Annotated in this window: 14 protein-coding genes; 13 read left to right on the forward strand and 1 reads right to left on the reverse strand. The window is 40.2% G+C overall.

What is annotated here, in order from left to right; translation table 11 throughout:
• The first annotated feature begins 2 nt into the window (after positions 1-2).
• The 13 genes from HMPREF9455_RS11980 to HMPREF9455_RS12045 all read left to right on the forward strand — a co-directional run bounded on the left by HMPREF9455_RS11980 (position 3) and on the right by HMPREF9455_RS12045 (position 17,852).
• On the forward strand, positions 3-1,901 hold the full coding sequence (locus HMPREF9455_RS11980; protein ID WP_006799964.1) for an OmpA family protein: 1,899 nt from the start codon (positions 3-5) through the stop codon (positions 1,899-1,901).
• Between the two features lie 11 nt (positions 1,902-1,912).
• Complete coding sequence (locus tag HMPREF9455_RS11985) at positions 1,913-4,372, forward strand: Calx-beta domain-containing protein (RefSeq protein ID WP_006799965.1); 2,460 nt, start codon at positions 1,913-1,915, stop codon at positions 4,370-4,372.
• Between the two features lie 62 nt (positions 4,373-4,434).
• Positions 4,435-4,935, forward strand: a complete 501-nt coding sequence (locus HMPREF9455_RS11990; RefSeq protein ID WP_006799966.1) for a hypothetical protein — start codon at positions 4,435-4,437, stop codon at positions 4,933-4,935.
• A 17-nt stretch (positions 4,936-4,952) separates the two neighbouring features.
• Positions 4,953-6,347: a fimbrial protein gene (locus HMPREF9455_RS11995; RefSeq protein WP_157256598.1), complete on the forward strand. Its 1,395-nt coding sequence runs from the start codon at positions 4,953-4,955 to the stop codon at positions 6,345-6,347.
• 12 nt (positions 6,348-6,359) lie between these two features.
• Positions 6,360-7,373: a FimB/Mfa2 family fimbrial subunit gene (locus HMPREF9455_RS12000; RefSeq protein WP_006799968.1), complete on the forward strand. Its 1,014-nt coding sequence runs from the start codon at positions 6,360-6,362 to the stop codon at positions 7,371-7,373.
• A gap of 17 nt (positions 7,374-7,390) precedes the next feature.
• Positions 7,391-7,822, forward strand: coding sequence for a hypothetical protein (locus HMPREF9455_RS12005; protein ID WP_006799969.1), 432 nt, complete (start codon positions 7,391-7,393; stop codon positions 7,820-7,822).
• Between the two features lie 43 nt (positions 7,823-7,865).
• Positions 7,866-12,152 (forward strand): T9SS type A sorting domain-containing protein, encoded by a 4,287-nt coding sequence (locus HMPREF9455_RS12010; RefSeq protein WP_006799970.1) that lies wholly within the window; start codon positions 7,866-7,868, stop codon positions 12,150-12,152.
• Positions 12,153-12,164: 12 nt separating this feature from the next.
• Positions 12,165-12,569, forward strand: coding sequence for a hypothetical protein (locus HMPREF9455_RS12015; protein WP_006799971.1), 405 nt, complete (start codon positions 12,165-12,167; stop codon positions 12,567-12,569).
• A 246-nt stretch (positions 12,570-12,815) separates the two neighbouring features.
• Positions 12,816-13,421, forward strand: a complete 606-nt coding sequence (locus HMPREF9455_RS12025) for a porin family protein (protein WP_006799973.1) — start codon at positions 12,816-12,818, stop codon at positions 13,419-13,421.
• Between the two features lie 9 nt (positions 13,422-13,430).
• Positions 13,431-13,853 (forward strand): bactofilin family protein, encoded by a 423-nt coding sequence (locus HMPREF9455_RS12030; RefSeq protein WP_006799974.1) that lies wholly within the window; start codon positions 13,431-13,433, stop codon positions 13,851-13,853.
• Positions 13,854-14,113: 260 nt separating this feature from the next.
• Positions 14,114-14,866, forward strand: a complete 753-nt coding sequence (locus HMPREF9455_RS12035; protein WP_006799975.1) for a hypothetical protein — start codon at positions 14,114-14,116, stop codon at positions 14,864-14,866.
• Positions 14,867-14,893: 27 nt separating this feature from the next.
• A complete protein-coding gene (locus HMPREF9455_RS12040) occupies positions 14,894-17,173 on the forward strand; it encodes a hypothetical protein (RefSeq protein WP_006799976.1) in 2,280 nt (759 codons plus the stop codon).
• Positions 17,174-17,195: 22 nt separating this feature from the next.
• Complete coding sequence (locus HMPREF9455_RS12045) at positions 17,196-17,852, forward strand: hypothetical protein (protein ID WP_006799977.1); 657 nt, start codon at positions 17,196-17,198, stop codon at positions 17,850-17,852.
• 129 nt (positions 17,853-17,981) lie between these two features.
• Here HMPREF9455_RS12045 and HMPREF9455_RS12050 read toward each other — a convergent pair whose 3' ends face one another.
• Positions 17,982-20,708 carry a family 78 glycoside hydrolase catalytic domain gene (locus tag HMPREF9455_RS12050; RefSeq protein WP_006799978.1) on the reverse strand — a complete coding sequence of 909 codons (2,727 nt, stop codon included), beginning with the start codon at positions 20,706-20,708 and terminating at the stop codon, positions 17,982-17,984.
• Between the last annotated feature and the right edge of the window lie 59 nt (positions 20,709-20,767).

A 20,767-nucleotide genomic window follows, 5' to 3' on the forward strand; every position in this document is an offset into this window, starting at 1 on the left:
TTATGATTAACAATATAATACGATCTACTTTCCTTATACTCTTGTTTTTTACTTCATTATCTGCAATAGGTGATGATATCAAAAATGAAATGGAAGGAGACAGGAGAGCTAAAGGGATTGAGGCCCGAGCCGACCGGAAATTCATTCGTCAGGATTTCGACGAGGCAATGACTATTTACGAGACAGCTTTTAGTCATGCTTTAAGTTCTGGATATGGGGCAGCCTTACATCTGAAGGTAGCGCGTTTATACCTTACCCTGTTGGATTATACAAAGGCTGTACCTCATTATGAGTCAGCCATGAATATCTCCGGCAATTTATTCACTACAGCGGATATTTGTAATTATCTGGATGCCCTGCGTTTTTCCGGACAGCGAATGAAAGCCATTAGTCTGGCCCGCCGATACGCTTTTCGCGACACTTATCATTCAGATCAGCGTTACCAGAATATCCTACATGCTCTTAATTACGAAGATGGCTTTTTACCAATAGGGATGCCCGAATTTACAGTTCGATCATTGGATAAAGTAAATACATCCAATTCTGAATTTTGGGTAGGCGTGAAGGCGGGCGAATTTATCTATGCCAGTAGTAAAAGCCGTTTCCATGATCCGAATAAGAAATTTTACCACCGCAGCAATTACTTTTCTCTGGCTGAAAATTCCGGATATTCCATTAAGAGTGGGGAAGATGTAAAGAATCGGATGTTGGATATGATTCCTTCCGGTTTGCAAAATGGCCCTATGTCGTTTTCGCGTAATATGACCAGAATGGTAGTAACCCAGGTTTATTATGGAAAAAGCGAAGGAATAGGAATGACAGCTCAGGGGCTAAATACTTTTCAGACCAGATTATATTATTCAAATTATGACCAGAAACGGAAAGGCTGGTCTTCCTTCAAAGAAATTTTCCCTCAAATAGAAGGTAGTTCTTATTCTCATCCCTATTTATTCAATAACGACCGTTCGTTGCTTTTTGCATCGGATATGCCCGGTGGTTTTGGAGGGTACGATATTTATGTCACTCACTGGGACGACCGGACGGGAGCATGGGGCGAATCTGTAAACCTTGGCTCTCAGGTCAATACCGAAGGAGATGAAATCTCACCGAGCTTGTTTGATGATATGCTGATCTTTTCCTCCAATGGTCATATTGGTTTTGGCGGTTATGATGTATACGGCATAACTTATGAAAACGGACATACCGTAGATGGAAGTTTAGTGCATTTTGATTATCCGATAAATACAGTTCACAATGATTTTAGCCTGCTTCATATCGACGAAGACCGAGGATACATTGTTTCGGACAGAAAAACAGCAAATAAAGATGATATATTCTACTTCGAGCGGAATATATCGGACAAACGAAAAAATAACATGCTTTTTGGCATATCAGAAGCTAAAGCTGTAAGCAATGGATCTATAAATCTAATAAGGGACGAAAATAAAAGTTATACAGGCATCCCTTTAAAGGAGGCTCTGCCCAGTAGCGGATTTGTAGAACATGTGTTGAGCCTCTACTTCGATTTTAACTCTTATATGTTGGGTGTAGAATCATTGAAAGCCCTTGAGGCATGGCAAAAAGAATCTGATTTCAGCAAAATAGATACGCTCGTCATGGAAGGCTATGCTGATGAAATCGGGGGAGAACAATATAATCAGACGCTTTCGGAAAAAAGAGCTGTCGAAGTCGGAAACTGGATGAAAGATAACGGTATAACGGCTAAGCTGTTAATGCAAGGTAAAGGACAGATTGCGGCCGATATTGATTTTGCCTCTTTATTATCGCAATTCAATCAGGAATTATCCGGTAAATCCCTTTACCAATATCTTCCATTAGAGAATAAAATACGACTCAACCGGGATGTACGGCGAGTAGATATAAAAGCAATAACAAAATAAATATTATTACAATGCAGTTAAGAAGGAAATTGTATGCCATTTTGGTCGTTTTGGTTTTGTCATCGACATATCCACTAATCAATATTCATGCCCAATACATGCCTGTCGTTTATGACAGGACATATGGCGAAGACATCACATACCAGTATACCTGCCCTGTCACAAACGGGGAAGTAGCCCTGATAGGAAGTAATGACGGTGTTACTACGGTCACATGGATCAGCAGGGATGGGTCGGCTGTGGCTTCACGCACTTTGACGAAAGGGTTTGAGTCTGTAAACAACGCTTACCACATAGGTAATAGTAAACTATTGATACTGGGGCAATCCCGGGATTGGCTTTCGAAGAAAAAAGACAAGGGTGTTTACGGCAGATTTATTATAACTGATAAAACAGGAGAAATACTTAAAGATATTAATGTCGGAGAAGCCGGTAGTGAGTTGTTTTGTGGACAGCAGCTTCGGGACGGCAATTTCGTGTTAGGAGGATATGAGCCACGTTCCGGAAGTATTCGGGCAGGTATGCTTGCCAAAGTGGATTCTACCGGCAAGGTGGTTTATAAATATGTTTCCGACGAAGGTGGTCCATGTATGGGGTTTGATGTACTCGGTAGTTCCAGAGAATATATACACGCGGCTTTTACGGCCGAAGAAGGCACTGTGTCTGCTGTAGTCAGGCTCGACAGTAATGGGAAACCTGTATTCGTTACAAAATTACCGGAACCGGAATTTCATCTTTTTAAAATGATAACAGCCGAGGATGATCACATATTCCTTATTGGAAACAGTCAAATAGCCGGTGGACGAATAATGAAGATACGTCCGGAAGGAGATATTATATTCAGTAAAGAGATTGTGCCGGCTTCGAGCGAGGTATCATTACAATATTTATCTCTTGCAAAGAACGGGAATGTTCTTGTTGGTGGAAATTCAGCGGATAAGAGCTACTATTCCCTGTTGCGCAACGATGGTACGGATTTACAGAAGTATATAATGCCGGGAACTATTTCGGGTATGGAAATGAATCCTGTTTCGGGAGAATCTGTTATTGTAGGCTATGATACAGAACGTGGCCGTGGTACAATGATCGGATTGTCTAAAGACGGACGCCAGATATACCAGAAAGCTACTGATGGTAATTTCGATCAGGTACATATGACAACAAACGGTATATTCTTGACCAGCAGGTCGAGTGGACGGGTATGTATGCTGTCTGCGTCAGGTGAACTCCTGTTCGATCGTTATGCTATAGAGGATGACAAAAAGATGTTTGAAGAAATACTGTTCACACCAAACGGGGACATCCTGTTTAAAGATATGAAAAACCGCCTGATAAAATTAGGACATGGACTATATGTGTCGGATGTAAAGATAAACAAACCGGTAAGTGGCTTCACAACTGCTATTTTCACCATCACACTTACCGGTTATCCGACAACGGACCAGGGAGCTCCTATTCCTGTAAGGGTAGAATATCTGACTACAGACGGTACGGCTAACAAAAGCGATAACTATATTCCTGTAAAGGGGAGCCTGTCTTTTGTCCCTTCCAACGATGGTACAGCACGATATATGATAAAGCAGGATGTCGAAGTTCCGGTGAAGGCAAATAATTTGATGGAAGGGCGTAAAATGTTCGAACTGCGTCTGGCAAATGTGGAGCAAAGCTATATGGTGAAGCCTGTCGGTGTCGGAGATATAGAAGATCAGGAAGTATTGGTTAAGTTGATGGGTACACGTGAAGGACTGGAAGGGACACAGGATATTATATACGAACTCGGAATCTTCAAAACAAATGGTGAAGCATTGATCAATGCTACAGGATCGGATATTATAGTGGAAGGTATTTATGGAAAAGGTACTGCAGATAATTTGGACTTTGACATGGGAGTCAGCCCGCGCATAGTTATAGGAAGGGGTGCCAGTTCCGGTAAGTTTAATGTGAAAACATTAGAAGACACCCGTTATGAATTACCTAAGTCTGTGGTTGTAGACTTCAGAAAGATATATGCGATCAATGATGCGAATATCAATTTCGAAAGCTCTAATTTAAGCTGTACCGGTACAATTATAGATCAACCGGCACATATTGCGATAAACTCGCTGGGCGACCATGGCAGAATGAATAGTATTGTTTCCGGCTTTTTCAAATTTGCTCTTTTAAGAGCTTCGGATGGTGCCTTGCTTACAAATGCCACAGGAGGCGATATCGCTATTTCCTGTTCAGTAGATACTCAGACAACAGCAGAAGAAGGGAAAGACTTCGTATTCACAAACCGTCATGATTTACGTATCTGGGGCGATGGCAATCGTAGTGCTATCAATCTGAGCGGTATTATTCTGCATAATCCGGATAACAAGGGAATTAAAAAATTGGCAGTAGCCATAGATTCTGTGAAAAAACCGGACAATGCACCTGAAATACAGATTTCCCCAAAAGAATCTATAGCCGGATTTTCAGTTGTCGAATAACAAGTAAAGTATGATGGAAAGCCGGGGTCGTTAGTAGTTAAAAATTTAATGAAAAGTAAGACATGAAACACATAAATATTCCTTTGATTTTATCATTCAGACATTCACAGATAAAAGAGTTTGTAATGTACACAGGTTCTCGTAAAGGGGCCATTACCTGCGACATTACGGAGGTAAGACCATCCGACTTGTGGAAAGATGAGATAGAAGAAAAAGAAAATCTATATAAAGAGATGAGAGTGATTTTTATAGATGATTCCCGGCTAAAAATCATGCCTTACGGCTATTTCTACAGATATAGGATGAGAAACGGAGTTGTGGAAATTCTGGTTTCCGGAAAAGATAAATGGATACCGTTTGCCTATGGAAACAGGGATAAGCTGACAATAAGACTGGGGCTGACAGGCATAGTGGATATCCGCGGTGTGGAAAAGAAACGCTCATTGAACTACAACGAGACATGCTGGAGTGCATTCAACTATGCAGGCCTGTCCACCTTATCCTTACTGAAAAACGAAAAGAGAAAAATAGCCTGGTGCAACATCCACTATGTTTTTCAATAATTAAGATGCTGACTCAAATGCAAAGAAGAAAATTGATAATGGAAAAAATGAATATAAAGAAACATACTTATCTGCTAATGTGCATACTGGCAGGGGCACTTATGTATTCATGTTCCGGAGATGAATCACCAACTCTTGAAGGCCTCAAACAGGAAACCTCTCTTTCTATTTTACTTAATGCCCCTCAGCAAGGGAAAGAGAAATCTTCCGGTAATCCGGATCTAAGCGCTGAAAGTAAGATATACAGTCTCGAAGTGCTTGTGTTCAAATCGGAAGGTGAGTCGGAAGAAGGAAAACTGGATGGATATGGATATGTTGCCCGTCAGACAAAAAATGTAACCGGACAAATTTACGATAAAGAATATATAGAGATAAATGAAATAAAAGATATAACCGTTACAGCGGGGAAACGGGATATTTATGTGATTGCAAATGCTCCCGATAAATATTTCAGCTCAGTAACCAATAGCCAGGATTTCCTGAAGAAATACGAAGATTTATCAACACAGGGACGTTATCCTTACCCGGGTACTACAACCCCGAATGCGGATGAAGATATACCTATTGGAGGTATAAATCCTTCCAATCTGAAAATGAATCTTACCATGTGTAATTATAAAAAAAATGTATCCCTTAACAATTTATATGATCACCAGTATCTGGGATATACAACAAATAATGGCCGTCCCGATGGTGTCGACCCAGGTCAGGGTTGGTTGCTGGATGGCTCTAACCCTTTTTACATAGAGCGCTTGGTAGCAAGAATTGCCATACGAAAAATTGAATTTGACCTACCTGCCAGTCTGCCTTTTGAAGGGGTTAGTTATCCTTCAAATGATTACACCTTTCAGATAGATTCTGTGTTCATGCTGAATACAAAGACAACTTCAAAATTTGCAGTTGATTCTCAGATTGGATTTGCCGAAAAGTTTGGTCATGGATGTCAAACAGGTTATTCTTTTTTGAATAATTCAGCCCGGATTTACAATCTGAATCAGGATAGTGAGCCGGCATCTTATCTTTTAGAAGCCATTACGGCAACTAGTTATGATATTAGTACAAATGCGACGCCTCTATGGTTCTATGCATTTGAGAATGAGAGCGGCAGCTATCCCACTTATCTGGTAATAGGTGTCAGATACAATTTTAAAAGTTCTAAAGACAATAGTCTCAATACTCTCAAGTGCTACTATCCGGTAATAGTAAATCAGCCTAAAGCAGGAAAATCAGCAGATCATGACTATGTTAAGCGTAATTATCAATACCAGATCGCAGCTACTATAAAAGGATTGGGAAGTCTGTACGGAAATCCTGCAGCCTTGAAGAATGGGCTGGCAACGGATTCGGAAGTTGAAATAACAGAAACAGTGGGACGGAATCTCTTTCCTTGGACAGGGGATGTATACAAGTAAAAAGAACTGATTATGAATAAGAATATCATTATAAGCTTATCCTTTAATTGCATGGATTTATTTGCGAAAGCGTTCGGGTTATTTGTCACATTTGCCTTAATAGCGCTTTTGTCCGGATGCGACGGAGATAAAATCGTGGGGGAAGAAGAACCTCTTGAAACAAATATTACGATGACTTTAAAGTCAGGTACCGACCCTGTATTCCTGAATAACGCTTTAATATATGTGTTTACCAACACTGATAAGTTTGTAGAAAAGAAATTGAATGTAGTCAGAAATGACAATAAGCTTTCTACTTATATGCCTGTGGGTATATCTAATCTTGTGCTTTTGACTTGTAATACGGATATAGCCGGAACAGTAACCCTTCCACCTTATGGGGGAGCAAATACCTATCCTATGTGGAAAACGGGCTTTACGACTTCAGCAAATGAGTTTTTAGCACAAACTCCGGCAGAACTCAGATACGCGTCGTTACCAAATACGGTTATAACCGAAAATATGAAGACGGAAAAGCAAGCTACGATGAACCGGAATGTGGCAAAAATACAGGTTATATTAAAGGATTATACCGGCTTTGACCAGATACATACCGGAAGAAATGATTATGCATTTGTCGATCTACTGGATGTGCCTACAACGCTGGATTGGACAGGCGGATATTATCCCGGTAAAGACAATCCGGACCACTCGGGAGATATACCGGTCAGGGAGTATTTCAACTTTAATGCCCAATTAAAAGCCGACACCGTAAATTTTATCGTTCCGGCGCACAGGGGGGCGGATGCTTTCGAAACACAGCATATAGATACCACAACTCACAAATTGCGATTGCGTACCAGTATGCCGCTGAAAGGACAGAGCTACTTCGGGAAGACTCCCATCGAGATATCTTTTGTGCCTAAAATTAACCGGATCATACAACTCATAGTCACTTTCAGGGGGGAACCGGAAACAAATCTGAGTATAAATATAACTGTTAAGGATTGGGCTGATCCCATCGATCAGGAGATAATATTTGAATAAATTAAAAGTGCAAGTCTATGGAATCTAAAAATATATGTTCAAAGGCACATTTACTGATTATTTTCTTCAGTATCTCACTGTTCGCAGTTGGGCAGACAAAAGAAAATAATAAGGATTTACTGCAAGGGAAATGGGTACTGGAGAATGTTTGTATCGAGGAGGCAGGACGTACGCTATATATTGATAGCTCCAGTAGTTACGGCGAATTTTACTCCGGTATAGAGATCAAAGAAAGTACAATATGTCTTGACAAAGATGAGATAAAAAATCAGGAAGTGAAATACGAAGTCGATGGAAACTTTCTGGGATTTGACCTTTCATCCGGACAATCGTTCATTGCTGAATGGGCTGTACTCGACGACAAGTTATACCTGGAGTTCAGCAGTTCGCATCCCTATAAAACATCAAAGGAAATTAAGATTTTACTGATTTATACAAAAAATAAGTAACATATTTTTCATCCTAGTAGTGAAGTAATAAATGTAAAGAAATATGCAACATTTTACTGTTTTACATAAAATATTTTCTAACGGTTCTTTTCTTCAGAAAGGCATAAGAAAACGTTTGGTACAGGTACTTTCAATTCTGTGGTTAGGGTTTATAACGACAGCCGTGCAGGCGCAGACTGTGGTTCCACATAATATAAGTTCAGGAAGTCTGACTATACCGGGTAATTCTTCCAGTAATTATATTATTACCGGGACAACCACGGCTAATACTATCACAATTCAATCAGGTTATCATGGTACTGTCACATTGGATAATGTATCCATTACATCATCAAAGACAGGATCAACTTCCGGGGCAAACAGAGGAACAAGTACAGATGTCTCGTGTATCACTGTTCTGGGAGAAAATAACCGATCTAATCTCAATCCTGTTACTAAAGTCAATTTTATACTGAAAGGAGCCAATACCCTCACATATACGCAAAATCACTATTGTGCCATTCAGGTAAATCAGGGTGCGCAGATACATATCAGTGCTGATAATCCTGATGATAATTCTTCCGGAAAGTTAACTGCTGGGTGTACAGTCGGTGCAAGCGGTAGCGGAGGAGGTGGAGCTGCTATTGGCGCACCCAATTTTACTCAGGGAAATGGACAAGGCACTTCTTCTTCAATAACCTGTAATTCAGGAAGTAATAATAGTGGGTCGTATAAAAATACAGCCGGAGGAAATATTATTATTTCCAGTGGAACGGTAATAGCTAATGGTGGACATGCTGCCGGTATTGGCGGTGGATGGTACACATATTATAACGGGATAATCCTGATATATGGAGGTGATGTGACAGCCAGCTCAAGACGCCATGCGGCGGGTATCGGAAGCGGATGTCCGACCGGGAGCGGAGTTATTGGATGTTATGCGGATAATAGCGCAATAATATCATTGCCACCTGCAATTATAGAAGGTTATGGAGCAGGGGAAACAAATACGGTAGTTCCTGATCTGGCACTGGCAGGAGCAAAAAACATAACCTATATAAACGATCCGAACAAAACAAAAATCACAGTGCATACTGAAGATTATCAGCCTGATGCGAATATTTATCTCGATCTGACGCAAACCACAGGTCTGGCAAATATATTTACCCAGCTGGGGATTGACTATGATTTGAAAAAGGTAAGGGTTGGGAGAACCGGTGCGGACGGTAAATTTGTTTTTAATGCACATTTTGAACAGCTTACAACATTCTTTACCGATGCATCCAGTAATAGTAACGGGCGTCCTTATATGCCGGTAGTGACCACTGTTATAGGAAATCAGGGTAGTACAAGAGACATAGAGCTACCTCTTTTGAAAACAGATATTGCCTTTACTGATTATGCGTCAACTCCTCTTGAGGTTGGTTATACGGCTCAACAAGCATGGAACAATGCTTATAGGATAAAGATGGAATATAAAGACAATGAGTCTATGAGTAATCTTACGTTTAAACTTCAGGCCGGGACGGCAAGTAATTTTACAGGGATTAAATTTCTGGCGGCAGACGGAATTACGGTAGTTTCTGCGCCCACTACCTTAATCAAAGGCGATGTTTATTATATAGTTTTACCTATAGTGACAGGTAAGCAGATAGGTGTGTATTCTGATGTCCTTCTTATTAACGGGAACTGGAAAGGTATCGCCTTACCCGGCTATATCCGCAGGATAGGTATGCAAAGAGTTGTAAGTAATGATACGGGTATAAATGAACATATTAAAGTAACCGCTTCACCCAATAAGTCTATATTCCTGACATCGGCAGCAACTAAAAATGTCGAGTTGGCCTTGAATATAAATCATACAGGTACAGGGGTTAACTATGACCCGCTTGATGTAAAAGCCAAATATATAGTAACAACAGAAAAGAATTATAATGCAATCACTACTTCCGTCAATGACTGGACGAATCTGAATATACCTGATGGTATTAATACGGATAAGAAAACGACTGTCTCTTTTAACGGAGCAAACATAAATAAAAGGACAGGTTATTATATTCACTGGTATGTAGAATCGGGTGTGGTATATGCACATAGTCAGGACGTAACTAATCCTCCGCTTACATACGGCGGTTTTGGGCCCTATATAATTGCTGATGCTGTGACAGCCGGCACATTGGCTGGTAATCCGTATGTATGCAGTGGACAGATCCCAACCGAAATAAAAGGAGAAGCCTCCTCGGGTGGCAGTGGTGATTTTAGCTACAAATGGCAGGTAAGTACCGACAATGTAACCTGGACCGATGCTCCCGGCACGAATAATGCGCTTAACTATACTCCGGCTATATTAACTGTATCCCCGGCTTATTATCGTCGGGCAACTACAGACAATCAGTATGGAGGAACCTATTGTAGTAATGTTTTCTCTATCCATATAGTAGCAGGTGGTCAGACACTATATTGGAAAAAAAGTGCTGCCAACAATAATTGGAACGATCCGTCCAACTGGGTAGATGTATCGGGAACAGCACTGAATATGGTACCTGTTTCTTGTTCCAACGTATATATTCCGGGAGGTTTAACTGTTTATCCATCGCTGGATGCCAATAGCACGCCGGTTGATGTGTACGGTATGCCTATGTGCTGCAACATAACATTCGAATATGGAGCGGAGCTGGCATATCAGCACAGACTGACCTATGAGAAAGCGTATATCCAATATAACTGGGGTTATTATGGAAATATGGCCGGGGTAAATTATGGAAATCAGCCGGTTGGTAATAGTAGTATCTCGGGTACAGCAATGATGCGGGATAAGTGGTATGCACTATCGGCTCCACTGAAAGGAATGGCCACAGGAGATTTTGCTTTTGCGGGATATCCTCTGACATGGCAGGCCGGATTTGCTTTATCAGATCCCCAAACCGGAATAAAAGGAAGAGAGATTGAAGTTGGTGATTTCAGCAAAAAGTTCTCAGCTAATGATGTGCCGTTAAATGAAACAAACAATGCTATTGCTGTAAAAGTTGCTTTATATCAGAACTCTGTCGGTTATGCAGACCATCGCAATCTAGAAGGTCTAAAAGGAATAATAGAAATCCCGTATTTTGAGAGTGCTGAAAAACTTCCTTATTATCCGGGACACAGCTACGACAGGTTTACGAAAGAGAGTAAGTTCTTCTACTTCAACACGCAGACATTACAACTGTTGTATTCCCCTCTCGGGCGGATGAAGCGTGGTAGCGAAGCTTACAGATTTATTTATGAAGAAAACGGAACAGCTCCCAATATTACTGTCCCGGGCACTCCTGCAACAGTCCCTGGTTATGAACAAAAGGTAAAAAGGAATAGTCGCACATCATTGAAGGCCATGATTGGTAATCCGTTCCTGGCACAAATAAATTCCGGTCATTTTTTAGATATAAACAATTCGGATGCTGCCAGGAAAAAAATAAATGAAACGGCAGGATACCAGTTGTTTAATAGTTTGGATGGTACATGGAAACATTACTCTTTCTCAAACTCCAACTATATTCCAGCATACCAGTCGTTTATAATCACCCTTATGGATGAAGAGGTAAACCTGTTTTTTCCTCTCGAAGGTACTTATGCTCTTACAAGCCCAATTGTAGCCGACAGTCCTTCTTCAGTTTTAAGTGCGGGAAGCTTATATCTGAAGTCTACTGCTGGTAGTGGGGCCGAAGGTGATTGTTCTGTTCTTATATCTTCCGGGCCTAAAGTTGATTCGAATACATCTAATGTTAAGAAAATGATTAGTTCGCAAGGGTATGCTATACCGGAAACATTCTTTATTGCTACTGATAACAAAAGTTATAATCTAATTCAGGCATATGAAAAAGGAATTAGTGAAATAGAAATAGGAGTAAAATGCTCTGATACTAAAAATACGCTTTCGCTTAAATTCGAGAATGTAGACCGGTTTTTATCTGCCAATGATTTATACCCGGTACTTGTTGATAAATATTTAGGAGTTAAGCAAAATCTGTTTCTTAATAATACATATGCTTTTACTCAACGTACGGTAGATTCTAAAAATGAATATATCGATGCCGATAGGTTTGCTTTACAATTAATATCGTCCGATCTGTTAGAATCGGAACCGGGATCCGACATTAGTATCATATACAATAATAAACAGTTGGTAGTGAATGCAAACCGGAATATAGAACAGATCCGGATATATGATGTACTTGGGCGCCGTATATTTTCTGATGTGAAAATAAATACCAGCCTTTATGTAAAATTCATCCCTCTAAACCAGGGAGTCTATATTGTGAAAGTGTATACTAAGGAGGGAGGAATAAAAGTTGGCAAAATTATAGCACCTTAAAAATAGAAAAATATGAGCAACATTCAGCAAATATTGGAAAAGGAAAAGTCAAACGACAAACATATCCGCCTATACCGGATCGATGGGTACTGGCTCGCCTTTGAGCGTTCAGCTTTCAATTTATTCTCGGTCTGCAATGTAGATGTGATTTTCAAGATCAAAGACGTTAGGGAAGAAGGAAACAGTATCCTGATTGTCATCGTAAAGGACGGGGAGCCTTGCTTATTCAATCCGCATTTCACGGTTCTCGACAGTTCAGAGAATGAAGTATTGATCGTCAGTCGTACGATCTGTAAAGGATTTGCATTTTGGAAAGACAGTTTGATTCCGAGATTTAGGAAAAATATTCATCCGGTTTCAGAAGATGATATTCCTCATATGTTCCAATATTTGAATCTAGAGATGTTGCTATGTTAACAAGAAACGCAAAGGCCGGTATCAAATCCGGTATCTTAAATTATAATTTATCAATAAAAATAAAATGGTAATGATTTCCGAAAATTTATCAGATTATATACATATTGTGCGAAGAGATAGAAAAAGAGCGTTGCCTGTGCTCAGGAAACGTTGCAATAATCCGGTAATAGATATAAGACCTGTACTGATTGGAGGATGTGGTACTATTGTGGTATTTATATTTAGTCTGATAACTTTTATGCTGCTATGAAGACACTCTTTATTTCTATATTGCTTCTTGCAGGTGCATATACGGTAAGTTCTCAAAATATCGGAATACAAGCCGGGATTAGACTCAATACATCTACAGTAAAATATACCGGAGTTGATATAAGCCGTAAAGCGGGCTTTGAAGGAGGTCTATCTTACCAACATTCTATCGGTTTACCTAGCCTGAGTCTTCGTGCTGCGCTACTTTATTTCAATCAGGAATTCAGTCTGGAAAATGATATGGGAAACAATATTGGAATTACTTATCATTTTATGGAGGATAATCTGAAGTTGCCGCTGATAGCCGAATGGACGCCGTTTCCGACGAAAATAAAACCTTTTGTACAAACGGGTTTGTATACTTCTTATGCTATCTCAGGCAACATAAAGGACAGCGACTCCGGGAATAGAATAAAATATGAAAAAGCAGGACACCGGATCGATTATGGAATCGTCATAGGCGCCGGAGTTTATCTGACTCGGCATATTATTCTGGATACCAGATATGAACACGGGTTCTCCGGCCGGAATTTAATGCTTGGCGATCAGATTGTCTATGTCTGTAACAAAGGGTATTCAGTCTCATTACGTTATCTTTTTTAATATATTGATATGTTTAATAAATACAGAATAAATAAGGGTTCTAATGGTCAGAATCCGGATTCACGGTCACTAAGTATTCTTTCCGGTTCTGCAGAACTGAAAGGTGAAATCAAAATAGAAGATGACTTTAGAATAGATGGCAATGTGCATGGAGATATCTATAGCGGCGGTAAAGTAGTTATAGGCATTGATGGCTGTGTCAAGGGGAAAATAGTAGGAAAATCAGTTGAAGTTATTGGTAAAATCCTGGGAGATGTGATAGTCTCGGACGTTGTTGTTTTGCGTGCTTCATCTTATTACGAAGGACAGATAACAGCGCGTAACATAGAGATCGAAGCCGGGGCTAGTTTTTTTGGCAATTGCAGAATGGAAGAAGATGAGATTCTTAAAGATGCCAAGACTGGTATATTACCAATGGTCGAAAGTGAGTAATAAAAATAGAATAGATACCGCAATGTAGTTTTGTAAAGTCTGTTGTGATTATGTGAGCTGGGAAGCCAATGTAATCAACCCTGTAACTAACCTTCCCTCCCTCTTGGGAAGGTTAGCAGAAGGGTAAATAAAATAGCAATAAATGGAGTTAGTAAATTTTATTCTAACCGGAATAACTATTTAAGATTGTGGAATTTGTAAATTCCTGTATTTCCCATTTAATCAAGATTCAGTTAAGCAGAAATTAAAGATAGAACAGGATGATAAAGAACAGAATTATTTTAACATTAATGAGTGGGCTGCTAGTTGCCATTTCATTACAGGCAGATGGCGGTAAAAGCCGTGATAGAGAAAAGCCGGAGTCAGAGAGAAAAATTCTCAAGGAAGAGTTTAAGGATAGGATTACCGGATGTGTGATCACTTATGAGTACTATAAAGATCCGGAGGGAAAAAAGATACTTCACGGCAAATACAAGCGGCAATGGTCTCTTCCCAGAGAAGACAAGGGTAATTGGTCGGGGCGTGAAGTCATAACGGCAACATTTACAAATAATAGGTTAAATGGTGTTGTAACCATTAACTGTGAAAAATATAAATGGCAGAGAAAGAGTGAGTTTGTAAAAGGGAAAGGTAGAAAAGTATCGTTAATTCCGGTGGAATCTTATATCGTTAATAATTTAAAGTTAACTGTAAAGAATGATACACTGGCCGGAACATTCAATTTCGAACTTGGAAACTTGAAATATGAAGCGTTGGGAAAAGTGAATGAAGCCGGTGAAATGCAGGGAAAGTATACCCTTTATAGAAAAAATATTACCGAACATACAGCCAACCCCCGAAATATAGAATACGACTGGGTGGTCGAAGAGCAATATATATGCGACCCCGATTATACGTATAAAGACGCTGCACCCAAAGTGGCAGAAGTGGTTCTGGGTTATCCGGGAACTTCCAGAAGTGAGCAAATACGTATCAAAATACCTAGGCTGCGGTTGAGTATATCTCCAAAGTAAAAATATATCAAGGATTAAATTATTAATATGAAAAAAAGTAATAAATCAAATATATCGTCATCCATATTATTATTGCTGCTCTTGTTGCTAGCTATATTTGTTATGCTTGTTTCCTGTTCTTCGAATAAGATGCGAGGTCAAATAGAAATAGAACGGCTTTTCATGCAAACTACAAAGCCTGAAATAGATTTTGTAAATAGCGGAGGACTACAAGGACAAGGCGGACCCCGGACAATATCGGAAGAAGTATCATTTACAAATCTCGAAGACCAATCTCTGGAAGAGAATGAAGTCTTCGCCAGTCAAGCAACCAAACTAGATACCAGTAAAGTTTATAAGTTATCGGAAGTAGTTATAAAAGTAAAATCATATTTTGCACCAGAGCGTGATGGGAAGGTTAATCTTGACTTTAATATCATTGCACCTGTTGATGTATTAGATCCAAATTGGCGGCTCGTGCTTGTGCCCAAGCTTATAGACGGGGATTCTATTTGTCGGCTAGATACGGTCATTCTTGTCGGAGAAGGCTTCAAAGATAAGCAAACAGGAGATTATGAGGCCTATGAAGACTTTCTTTCTACCATCGTCGATCCTTCAGCCTACGATTCTTTGTTTGTAAACTGGAAAAGTCTGTATAAAGAAATCAATAAAGTACAGCGGCGCAACTATGAAGATTATCGGAATCAATATGAGCTGGTAAGGAACTATGAGAATTGGAAAAAGATGAACGAAATGGAATTCCTGAGCATGGAGGCCTTGGCTATGCGCCACAAAAAACATATGTATAGCAAATATTGGCGTAAAGCAGAGAATCAGGTAATAAAGAGTAGAGAGAGTGGGAAAATCTCGGAAGGTATACATGAAAAATATGATCAGAAATATAAGAAAGACTATGTAAATTTTCTGAAAGATGTGTTCTCTTTACAGTGGCTCGATAGTGTTACGATTGATCTTAATCTGCATGCACAAAAAGATAGTATCTTAAAGAGAAGTCATGTACCGCGCAAATATCGTGAGATACATGCAAAAAAGCTAACCTTAAATGATATGAAGGCAAAAGCTTTTACCCGCGAAGATTCTGCCAGGATAGCAAAGCATCATTATCTGATAGATGAGATTGTATTGAATGAGCTTAATATAAACCGTAAAGATGACATTTTTAAAGAAACTGTTGAATTTCCTTACCGGTCCGGTCTGGAAGGATTGAAAATAGATACGACGATTACAGCAGAGAATGATGTTATTTACCATTATCGACAGCCGTGGGTAGTAAGGCCGGGTATGAAGAATTTGAAGATAGTCCTGGAATCGAAAGCAGAGGCTATAGATCGTTCTGTATTTGTATTTCCTACTTCCGATACTCTAACCTATTTTATAGCTTCATTATCACAATTAGCGGATGGAGATCTCGCCACAGACCGCAGGAAATTGCATAAATTCCTTTTTGACAAAGGAAGTGCACAACCGGATTATAAGACGCGCAAATCATATCAGTTTGATGAGAGTATAAATCAGGGCGTTTTCGATAAATTGGTGGAAGCGTATAATACTTATGCAGCTAAACCTGAATATTCAGTGGATAGTATAATTATACAATGCAGTGTCGATTTGCAAGGTGATTGGGAGTCTAACTATGAACAATCCCTGCGTCGGGGAAATGCAATTTCCGCTTTTTTGAAAAATAAGATTGCGGCACCTATAGTCGTTAAACCTAAAGGGGAAGATTGGAGTTCTTTAGTCAAAGAAATTCAACTGCGAAATGATTTACCTAATAGAGCAGCCATACTGGATACATTAACAAATGCCGTCTATCCGGACAAATCGGAAGAGGCTATCAAAAAAATGTATCCTGAAGATTACAGAATTATCCGGGATGAAATATACCCGAATTTAAATCGTATCGATTATTTTATCGAGCTGTGCAGGACTGATATTGAAAAAGATACGATCAGGGTTACTTATCGTGAAGATTATGCAGATGCAATCCGTTTATTGAAAAACGGAGAATACATGGATGCTCTTGAAATCTTGGCGGCTTATGGCGACTATAATACGGCCTTATGCCTGGTATGTCTGGGATATAACGATAAAGCCTTAACTGTTTTGGATGGATTGCCGGAATCTCCGCAAAATGAGTATTTATCGGCTATTATATTTTCCCGTAAAAAAGATGATAAAGAGGCTGCCAAAAGGCTTATAAATGCTTGTAAATTAAATCCTGATCTGTACAATAGAATAAGATTGGATTCGGAAGTTAGCGAACTGGCAGACAGAGTCAACTTATGGCCACGGCTAAGTAAATATTAACAAAATACAAATATAAGACAATATGAATTATATCAGAACTATATTGACACTCGGATTCATGGTTGCAGCCTTGACTGCTTTTTCACAAGCGGATTCCAAAAATTCGATAACCTCGGAGTGGGAAAATATATCGCTAGGTAAGTTGCAAAAGAAACCCCGGTTTAAAGAGCCTATGATTGCTGTTCGTTTTATTTCGGAAGAAGGAGCCCGTTTCCTGCACCTTTCTCTTAAATACATGTTTACAGATGCTGTGTTTGAAGAGGCAGTCCCAGTGGAATATTACAAAAATGAAAAGCTGGAATGCGTTACAGACAAAGGTAAATTTGAACTTCGGGCAGTACGATATGCCAAAGCCAGAAGGATGAATACTGTTGCTCAGAAAACAGCAGATATAAGGGTTATCTTTGGCGGAGATTTGTCTTTTCTTAGTAATAATCTGATAAAAAATTTCACAGTCCATTATGCTCAAGGTTATCAAAATATTGACCTGAATGCAGAAGAAGCGACACACTTACTGGAGGCGTATAATAAATTCTTGTCAACCTTACCTAAGCCTAAAGAAACACCTCATGTAAAGATCGAAGGCGTAGCGCCAAAGATTGTAAGGCCTGATACGATACAATCCAGTCAAAGCTCGCTCGACAGGCTCCGTAAGCAGGCAAGAAACTGGCGGAAATAATCAATCTGGGAGCTTGCAGGAATCTGAATATCAATAAACAAGAAATCTCTCCGCCATCTGTTTTCTTTAGGTTCCTGCTTACTCTTATATGGCAAACCGGTATAAATCACCCTTTAGTCAAGTTCCGTCTCAATATTTTGAAACAATAAAATAATAAGATCCGGATGGAACAGTTATTTGATTCGGATTCTTCTTATCTACCGTAATCCCACTTACTTCCTCGAGGGGAATTTCCGATTCGAAAACAATATTTTTCCCCCATCGCGGAAAGCGTATTGTAGCTGTCGTATTCACAGGAATAAGCACCTTGAGGCAGAAGTTCTCTTCTTTATCGACACTCCAATCCGAGATGATTTTTCCGTACAAACTATTGTAGGATGCTTTGCAATACCGTAAATCCTGAACCGGTTTAGGCTCTATATAAAAATGCTTCATTCCCGGATTTAATTTATCGGGTTTTATTCCGGCAAGCGAGTTGTAAAACCATGCGACCACACTGCCAAACATCGGATGGCAATGTCCGCTTCCATTGGGGTCGTCACCGCCCCCATCCCATGTTTCCCAAAGAGTGCTGTTCTTGTCATCCATCAGATAGCCATATCCTGTAAAGTCTTTTTGATTCATCAGCTTATACGCGGTATCCTCTCTTCCGTTCTCGGTTAACGCTTTCAATGTGAGAGGTGTGCCGAATATTCCCGTGTCGAAATGATAGTTGATACTTTCCAGATGTTTTAGCATGGCAGCCAAAACATTATCCCGTTTATCTTCGGGTACCAGCCCGAATGCAAGAGCATAAGCGTCGGCTCCTTGCTTTCCTTTCCAATAATGACTGGTTGACGGATCATAAAAAGCCTTATTGAAATTGCACTTTATAGTTTCCGCCAGAGAGGCAAAGGCTGCTTCATCATCACTCTTGCCCAATACTTTTGCTACATTGGCCATTGTGCTGGCTGTATGATAGAAGAAGGCCGTGTTGACAAATTCAGTGGGGATTTCTATCCTGTTGTAAGGTGTACACCAATCGCCCAGACACCATCCCATGGGTTCTTCCCTTACCACAAGCCCTCTTTCGTCCGTTCTTGTTTGCAGATATCCTACCCATTGCTTCATTCCACTATAATGTTTTTGCAATATAGAAATATCCCCGTAATGGCAAAAATAAGCCCATGGTATTATCACATAAGCCGATCCCCATGCGGGACCACCGCCACCGCCGCTGAATGGCGCGGTATGCGGTACATAGCCGGTATTTTTATTTTGGGCGTCATCCATATCGTCAATGAATTTGCTGAGAAAACGGGTCATATCGAACGAATATAGCAGGCTCTCCGATATTACCTGTCCGTCGCCTGTATACGCCAGCCTTTCTCTGTGCGGATCGCTGCTTATAATCCCTTTAAAGTTTGCATGCATAGTGCGGACCCAGGCTCTGTGTATGCGATTGAAGAGTTCATTCGAGCACTCGAAACTGCCTGTATTGTCGACATCTGTATAGATAGATTTGACCGTTACGCTGCGTTCCGATATAGAAATGTCTTTTGCTGCTATTTCTATTCTTCTGAAAGTATGCCATGTGAATTTCGGCTCCCAGGTCTCACTATTTCCTCCTTTCAGTATATAGGTATCTATTTGCCCGTAATCGTAACCCTCTTCGGTGATGAACCGGAGTTTCAAGGTATCTCCTTTATTTCCTTTAACATTGATGCTACACCATCCCGAAATCGTTTCCGGGAGAGTGAATGTATAAATACTGTCACCGGAATTTTTTAACGTAGTGTCTACCGTGCGCATTACCTTTGTGTAAGGTACGGTTTGCGCCATTAATTTGCCGCTCGGAGGGCGAACTTCGAGTGCCGGTTGCCATGTCTTGTCTTCATATGCTTTACGATTCCACGCCCCCAGATCCAGACGGGCATCATATACTTCCCCCGTAAATATGGCATCGTGTACCAATGGACCGGTTGTTACTCTCCACGATTTGTCCGAAACGATCGTTTCCCGGGTTCCATCCTTATATTCTATCTCCAGTTGCAGTATCATTTTGGGCACATCATACCACATATATCCTTCGACAATCCGGTCGCGCTGGTTGTACCAGCCATTACCCAGTATTACTCCTATGGCGTTGTTTTCTGTTTTTAAGTTTTTAGTAACATCGAATGTATTATAAAACACACGTTGGGTGGATTGGTCGTCGTAATGATACAAAAGGTTTTTGAGTGAACGTCGGTCATAATTGGTAACGGCAGGGGACAATACCTGATCTCCTATTTTCTCTCCATTAATATACATTTCGTAAAAACCCAGGCCACTGATATAAGCGATTGCTTTTTTTACGGCTTTGGCGACGGCAAACTCTTTCCGGAGATAAGGTGCCGGAAAAATCTGTGTGGAGTCAGCAAACTGATCCACTCTTTGTCCTATCCATTTGGCCTTCCAATCGGAGGGCTGAAGCAGCCCCATAGTCCAGGTGGCTATATCGCTCCAACCGGAAGGTATACCGGTTTCGTCCCATACCATTACCTTCCAGTACACTTGCGCCTTCGAATTCAGAGGTATTCCTTTATATCTGATGATCGACCCGGACGATTGTACCTTCCCCGAATCCCAATAGTCACTCTGATCTTTTTCCAGTAAAGAAATATCGCTTGAAACCAGAATGCGGTATGCTGACTGACTCTTAGCCCTTTTATCTGACGAGAGTTGCCACTTGAGGAGAGGGGTAACACTCTCTATGGACAAAGGTTCTTCCATGTAGTCACATAATAGGTTTTCAACAAAAATATCTTTCTTTTCGCAGGCGGTAAAAATGACTACAAAAAGTATGATAAGAATATTTTTCTGATTTTTTTTCATGGATAAAATATATTTAAAGTTTGTTTTTAATTATCAACATCCAACTCAAAAAAGGTGAC

The organism is Dysgonomonas gadei ATCC BAA-286 (assembly GCF_000213555.1).
In the GTDB taxonomy this organism is placed as follows: domain Bacteria; phylum Bacteroidota; class Bacteroidia; order Bacteroidales; family Dysgonomonadaceae; genus Dysgonomonas; species Dysgonomonas gadei.